The following is a 6,830-nucleotide window of genomic DNA, read 5'->3' on the forward strand; positions in this document are numbered from 1 at the left end:
CCGTGCCCCGCTCGGGGGACCCGCGGTCGTGGACGGTGAGGTGAAGATCCAGGTCGCGCTCCCGGCCGGGCATAACCGTCCGTGGGCATGCCGCCGAGCGGCGCCCGGCCGGCAGGGACGGGCGGGAGTCAGATGGTCTTGACCTGGCCGCCGTCGATGACGAATTCGGCGCCGGTGATGTTCCCCGCGCGGGGCGAGGCCAGCAGCACGACGAGGTCGGCAATCTCCTCCGGATTGCTGATCCGTCCGGTGGAGATACCCATCTGCCGGGGCACTACCTCGTCCAGCGCCTCCTCGGCGGTACGGCCCGACTCGGCGGCGACGGCGTCCGCGAAGCCGCCGGGATCCGTCCAGAACGGGGTTCGGACGGGCCCCGGGGCCACGGAATTGACACGGACACCGCGCGGCGCGAACTCCTCGGACAACGCCTTGGTCAGGTTGCTCAACGCGGCCTTGGCCGCCGAGTAGTCGACCACCATGGGAAACGGCAGACGGGCGTTGATGGAGCCGACGTTGACGATGGCTCCCCCGCCGTCGGCGAGCAGGTGCGGCAACGCGGAGCGCGTCGTGCGGACCGCGCTGAAGAACGTCAGGCCGAAGACCTGCTGCCACTCCGAGTCGTCGACGTCCAGGAAGCCCGACCGGGGACGGGTGGCCCCGAGGTTGTTGACCAGAACGTCGATCCGCCGGTGGCGGTCCACGGCCGCTCGGACCAGCTGCTCCGGTCCGTCGGCCCGGGCCAGGTCGACCTCGACGAACGCGACACCGTACCGGTCGCGCGCCGCGGAGAGACCAGGGGACTCGGTACGGCTGCCGACGACGACACGGGCGCCCTCGCGGCCGAGTGCCTCGGCGACGGCCAGACCGATCCCCTTGCTGCCTCCCGTGACGACGGCGACCTTGTCCTGGAGGTTCAGTTCCATCGGTATCCCTGCCCGAGAGGTGTCAACGCGGGAAGACCAGACACGGGCGAAGGAGTCACCCGTCGAATGCAGACGCAGTATCACGTGGTGGTCCACCGTGAATCGGCACCGACACCATGCGCGCCGGAGAACATCGCCCGACTGCCTCCGCGTCGTCCCCGCGTCGCCTCGTAGGGCAGGAGCGGGGTGCGTCGGTCGTGCGCTCGGGCCGGGCCGGGACGGGGGCAGGACCGGCCGGTTCCGCCGTGGAGTTGCCTCCGGCCGACGGTCCGGCCCCCGAGCGCTTAAGCTCGGCGAATGGCCAAGTACTTCGACGTGCACCCCGAGAACCCGCAACAGCGCACCATCGGCCAGGTGGCCGACACCATTCGCTCCGGTGGCCTCGTCGCCTATCCGACGGACTCCTGCTTCGCGCTCGGATGCCAGCTGGGCAGCCGGGACGGGATCGACCGGATCCGGTCGATCCGGCGCCTGGACGATCGCCACCACTTCACCCTCGTATGCGAGAACTTCGCGCAGCTCGGGCAGTTCGTGCACATCGACAACGACGTGTTCCGCGCCATCAAGGCCTCGACTCCCGGTGCATACACCTTCATCCTGCCCGCGACGAAGGAGGTGCCGCGCAAGCTCCTGCACCCGAAGAAGAAGACGGTCGGGGTGCGGATCCCCGATCACGTCGTCGCCCAGGCCCTGCTCGCCGAGCTCGGTGAGCCCCTGCTCTCGAGCACCCTGCTCCTGCCCGACGAGGAGGAGCCGCTGACCCAGGGCTGGGAGATCAAGGAGCAGCTCGATCACGTGGTGGACGCGGTGGTCGACTCGGGGGAGTGCGGCACGGAGCCGACCACGGTCATCGACTTCTCCGGCGGCGAGGCGGAGATCGTGCGCCGAGGGGCGGGCGACACCACACGCTTCGAGTGACCTGCCGGGCCGCCGCGGCGACACGGGCCGCGGCGGCGGTGTGGTCCGGTCACCTCCGCCGCGGCGGCCCCTCGCGTCGGGGCCGGTCCGGCCTGCCGTCGCGGTCCTTCACCTGCCGCGGCGCTCCTTCGCCTGCTGTCACGGCCCGGCCCTTTGATCCGCCGCCCCGTCGCCGGCCCCGTCGGCCTCTCCCTCGGACAGGGCCCGCTGACCCCGCGACAGCCATGTGATCAGCCTCGGATCCGTCGAGCGGGCCGCGTCTGCGGCAGGCACGCCGCCACCCCGCGAGCAGCCCTTCGCCCACCGCATGCGAGGCGCACGAGGCGCCCTCACATCTGCGGGCCCACATGATGAAACAGGCTGTAGATGTGAGCTCTACACCCTGCTACAGTCCGCATGCGCGCAACGCCACCACGTATTGCGCAGGGGGCGGGCCCGCACCCGCACGGAGGGAAGCAGCCTTGGCCCCTCCTGTGCGTTCAGGACCGGAGAGCCGGGGGGATCCGCCGTATCTCAGCCAGGTCAGGTGCTCCATCGACGAAGGTGAGCAGATGATCAGTGAGGGCCGGGGAGGAAGCATCCGTCATCCCAGGGCGACCACCGGGTGAGCGGCAGGCCGTGGCGCGACCGCGCGCAGCGGCCGGGCACCGACGACGCCGGAGACCCCGGCAACCAGCGGCGACACCCTGAGCGGCGGGCCACCGCCCGTCCCTGACCGCTCCATGGCCGTCCCCGCGCCGCCCATGACGTCGACCAGCAGATCCCCGACCACCGACCCCGGTCCACGCGACGCACGCCCCTTTGCTCCTGATGGCGATGCGCTGCGGCGCTGTGCCGCCGTGCTCGCCCTCCGCGACTTCCGAACAGCGCTGCCGTGCCCGCTCCTCGCGTCGACACCTCGCGTCGACACCGGACAAGGAGATTTCCGTGATTCCGACGAACCCGACGAAGAAGAGACACACCCTCCGGCGCCTCGTCACCGGAAAGGCGCTCGTCATCGGCGCCATGGTGGCCCTGGTCGCTCCGGGTACCGCCTGCGCCAACTCCGTCAGCGTCACCGTGAAGACCCCCGGTGCCACTCTCGGACCCGTATCCACCTTCTCCGAGATCTCCACCCACGCGGACTGCAGCAGTGGCCTCGTTTCCGGTGGCGGCGTCAACCAGGCCATCGGCACCGGCACTTCGTCCAACGGCAACCATGTGATGGGCACCGGTCCGAGCCCCGACGGCAGCACCGAGTACACCGGCTCGACGGGGGTCGTCGGCACCGATGTCACCCACTGGCTGGGCATCGGCGGAAGTGGAGGAGCGGTCAACAGCTCCTTCTCCACGACTCCGTTCGCGATCTGCCTCACCAGCACGCCGATCACCCACACCCAGGTGGTCATGAACAAGATCGCCGGTCCCACGACCGCTTCGACCGTGGGCCTTGTCGTCGCGACGTGCCCAGCCAACACGCGCCTGCTGGGCGGCGGCGCCCGCACCACTCCGGCCAGTGTCGGCAGCCTCAAGCCCATCGCCGGTTTCCCGACCTTCAACAACGCCGCACACGACTACGGCCAGAAGGCCGCGGCCGACTCGGAGACCAACCCGGACTCATGGGCCGCGGTCGGGTGGAACGGCGGCGGGGGCGGCAGCGGCAACGCCACCTACACCTACGCGATCTGCAGCGGGAACAACATCGACGTCAGCGGTGTGACGGTGAAGGTCCGGCACAGTGAGGTGAGCGGCCCGACGTCGGCGACCGCGGGTCGGACGGCGACCGTCGGCTGCGGCGCCGGCGACGGCAAACTGATCAGCGGGGGCGCCGCCATCAGCGGTGGCAGCGTCACCAGCACCGACTTCACCGGTCCCGGCTCGGGCGGCGACCACCTCAACGGGAGCTTCCCCAGCGACTCCGGCGGCACGCCGGTCGGTGACGGGACCACCAGCGCGGGGTACTGGACCGCCTTCACCCACACGGGCGGAGCGAGCTCGGCGAACACCTATACGGACGCCTGGGTGTTGTGCGCCGACGACGGCGTCTGAGCCGCGGGTCCACCACGGTCCGCCGGGGCGCGCGGCGCAGCCCGCCTCCCCCGGCGGACCACCCGTCGTGCACCAACCGCCCGCACGGCCCACCAACGCCACCCCTCACCCACCAGCCCGGCCCTCCGTACGAACCGCCCCCCCACGCCCGCCCGCATCACCCGTCGCTCACCCGGAGAGGTATGTGCCCCGCCCCATGAAGCCGAACGACTCCGGCCCGGGCCGTGTGCCCGGCAAGGCCGGATCCACAGCGAGTGCCCCGAGAACCAAGCTGGCGGCGGTGGGTGCCGCCTTCGCCGCCGTCCTGCTGACCATGGGCGCACCGCCCACCGCGACAGCCGACCCGGCGGACGCCGCCACGCCCTGCGGAACGCACGGCGTCCTCTCCGTGTCGCCGCCCACCTGCACCTACGCCTCGACGGGCACCGATACGTTCACCGTGCCCGACGGGGTGAGCGCGGTCGACGTCGACCTCTTCGGAGCGGAGGGCGGCAGCGCCGCCGGCTACGTCGTTCCCAACCCCCCGGCCACCGGGGCACCCGGCGGACTCGGCGGTGAGACCCACGCGACCTTGCCCGTGCGCCCCGGACAGCGGCTCCAGATCACCGTGGGTGCGGCCGGGATCCCCGGCACCTCTCGCCACGGAGAGTTCGCCCGCCCCGGTGGCTTCGGCCACGGTTCCGGAGGTGGCGGGGCGCACGGCGGCGGCGGCTCCGGCGGCGGGGGCTCCGATGTGCGGGCCGGTACGTTCGGCCCGTCGGACCGGGTCCTGGTGGCAGGCGGCGGAGGAGGCGCAGGCAACGGCGGCCCGCTGCTCCACGGCGGGGACGGCGGTGGCCCGGAGGGCGAGGCAGGCGGGCAGGCCGACGGCTACGACGGAGCCGGGGTCGCGGGCGGCGGCGCAACACAGGCCGCGCCCGGGGCCGGCAGCGGCAACTCCCGCCTCGGTGGTCCGGGGACCGCCGGGGGCGACATCGACCCCAACACCGGTCAGCCCAACCCGGGCAGCGGCGGGCCCGGCGGCAACGGCGGTGCCGGAGGCAACGGCGGCGGCGGGGGAGGAGGCGGATACTTCGGCGGCGCGGGTGGCTCCGGGGGCGGGAACCCGGGCAATCTGCCCGGCGCGGGAGGCGGCGGGGGAAGCGCCTTCGCGGCGCCGACCGCGACCGATGTCTCCTTCGCCCCGGGTGTCAACCACGGCAACGGCAAGGCGACCTTCCGCTTCCGGTACGACACGTCGCTCGCCCTCACGGCGGATACGTCCGCCCCGCTGTTCGGACACAGGGTCACCCTGACCGCCGACGTCGCCGCGGTGAACCCGGCCGCTGACGCGCCGGGCGGGACGGTCACTTTCTCGGAAGGATCCACGCCCCTGGCGACCGTGCCGCTGACCGGCGGTCAGGCCCGCTTCTCCACCAGCGGATTGCAGCCCGGCTCCCACACGGTCACCGCCCGGTACGACGGAGACCCGGGTCATGCACCGAACGCCGGGATCCCCTCCGCCGACATCACGGTCGGATTCAGTGCACCGTGCCTCACGACACCCCGCCGCACTCCGCTGACTGTTGCCGCCGGCGAATCGGTGTGCATCGCGGCCGGGGGACGACAGCAGGGGCAGGTGACGGTGCGACCCGGAGGAGCCCTGGCCGTGTCCGGTGCCGAGATCACCGGACCCGTGTCCGCCGACGGTGCCCTGGCCCTGAGCGTCTGCCGGTCGAGGCTCGCCGGACCGTTCACCGTCACCGGAGCCGGCGGCTACGTACTGATCGGGTCGGACCACGACGACACGGCCGCCTGCCCGGGAAACACGATCACGGGAGCCCTGACGGTGGAGGACGGCACGGGCGGCATCGACGTGTCCGGCAACACGGTCACGGGACCGGTGAGAATCGACGGCAACGCGGGCAGCGGGCTGCCGCCCGGGGAGGCGGTGCCCGCGTTCGAGGCCAACACGGTCACCGGCCCGGTGCGCTGCGACGGCAACCAGCCGACCCTGAAGCAGGCGGGCAACACCGTCGACGGGCCACGGTTCGGACAGTGTCGCTGACGGGCCGGCATTCCTCTCCGGTGCAGGCAGCGCCGTGGCCCGTGCCCCTCGGCTTGCGGGACACCTGCACCGCCCGCGCACAATGGTCGTAGAGCGGAAACGGTGGTGTGGGGCCGTGTGCCGGCTGACCGGGCGGGACCGCCCCGACCGCGTCTGCTGAGAGGTGCGGCTCCCGTTGTGCGGGTGCTTCCGCGGCCGTGGGCTCGAGGGCGTGATGCTGCCGCCGCCGGTGCAGCGGGCTCTGCCCCTGGTCCGAGGTATCGCCGCCGGTGCGGGGGCGGTGCCGACCCCTGTGCGGTGGGGGAGATGAGCTCGTGAGCAAGGAACCGTCGTCGTCCGGCCGCCCCTCGGGACCCGGCCCCGAGAGTTCCGGGGAAATCCCCTCGGGGCCTCCTTCGGGTCCGCTTGCGCGACCGTCCGGACCTGACCGGACCCCGCCTCCCGGCATCGGTGCACCGTCCGCGGGCGGTGCGGCCCCGGGCCCGCCGCCCGCGCCGCCGGGAGGCGGGGGACCGGGGGGCGAGGGACCTGGTGGCACGGGGCCGGAGGGCGGAGGTCCGCGACGGGGATCCGGGCGACCGTGGTGGAAGTCGGTGCCGCAGGTGGCCGCGCTGACGGCCGCGGTGGTCGCTGCGGTGGCCCTGGTCCTGCTGCTCACGCGCCCCGAGGGCTTCTCGAACCGGCAGCAGGGCGAGGTGTTCCTGCAGTCCGCCGCGAGCACGGGGCAGGATCCGTTCACGGAGTCGACGGTACGGGCGGGTGGCGTGCCGTCGACCGGGGCGTCGCCGCCCGGCGAGGTCACGTCGGCGGGGGGTGGGGCGGTGCGGACCGTCGACGGGGACACACCGGGCCTGTACGGGGGGACGCGGAGGCTGGCCAGCTGTGATGTGCCGCGGCAGATCTCCGTCCTGGGC

6 protein-coding genes are annotated in these 6,830 nt (G+C 72.9%); 4 read left to right on the forward strand and 2 right to left on the reverse strand.

Annotated features, from left to right (window positions below; genetic code table 11):
- Positions 1 to 128: 128 nt before the first annotated feature.
- On the reverse strand, positions 129 to 923 hold the full coding sequence (locus ACWCP6_RS35260) for an oxidoreductase (protein ID WP_450936727.1): 795 nt from the start codon (positions 921 to 923) through the stop codon (positions 129 to 131).
- A 297-nt stretch (positions 924 to 1,220) separates the two neighbouring features.
- On the opposite strand from ACWCP6_RS35260, the gene ACWCP6_RS35265 reads away from it, so the two are divergent.
- On the forward strand, positions 1,221 to 1,841 hold the full coding sequence (locus ACWCP6_RS35265) for an L-threonylcarbamoyladenylate synthase (protein ID WP_450936728.1): 621 nt from the start codon (positions 1,221 to 1,223) through the stop codon (positions 1,839 to 1,841).
- A 583-nt stretch (positions 1,842 to 2,424) separates the two neighbouring features.
- On the opposite strand, the gene ACWCP6_RS35270 is transcribed toward ACWCP6_RS35265, so the two are convergent.
- Positions 2,425 to 2,613: a hypothetical protein gene (locus tag ACWCP6_RS35270; protein WP_450936729.1), complete on the reverse strand. Its 189-nt coding sequence runs from the start codon at positions 2,611 to 2,613 to the stop codon at positions 2,425 to 2,427.
- Between the two features lie 155 nt (positions 2,614 to 2,768).
- Here ACWCP6_RS35270 and ACWCP6_RS35275 point away from each other — a divergent pair, with 155 nt between their 5' ends.
- From ACWCP6_RS35275 to ACWCP6_RS35285, 3 genes are all read left to right on the forward strand, one after another.
- Positions 2,769 to 3,869, forward strand: coding sequence for a hypothetical protein (locus ACWCP6_RS35275; RefSeq protein ID WP_450936730.1), 1,101 nt, complete (start codon positions 2,769 to 2,771; stop codon positions 3,867 to 3,869).
- Positions 3,870 to 4,065: 196 nt separating this feature from the next.
- Positions 4,066 to 5,916, forward strand: a complete 1,851-nt coding sequence (locus tag ACWCP6_RS35280) for an Ig-like domain-containing protein (RefSeq protein ID WP_450936731.1) — start codon at positions 4,066 to 4,068, stop codon at positions 5,914 to 5,916.
- Positions 5,917 to 6,509: 593 nt separating this feature from the next.
- On the forward strand, positions 6,510 to 6,830 hold a 321-nt coding region (locus ACWCP6_RS35285; protein ID WP_450936732.1), incomplete at its 3' end, for a DUF6777 domain-containing protein.

It is taken from the genome of Streptomyces sp. NPDC002004, assembly GCF_053593975.1.

What these genes read in the sequence shown, in the direction of transcription:
- ACWCP6_RS35260 (WP_450936727.1), bottom strand. Translation starts at nt 923, where the DNA reads ATGGAACTGAACCTCCAGGACAAGGTCGCCGTCGTCACGGGAGGCAGC.
- ACWCP6_RS35265 (WP_450936728.1), top strand. Translation starts at nt 1,221, where the DNA reads ATGGCCAAGTACTTCGACGTGCACCCCGAGAACCCGCAACAGCGCACC.
- ACWCP6_RS35280 (WP_450936731.1), top strand. Translation starts at nt 4,066, where the DNA reads ATGAAGCCGAACGACTCCGGCCCGGGCCGTGTGCCCGGCAAGGCCGGA.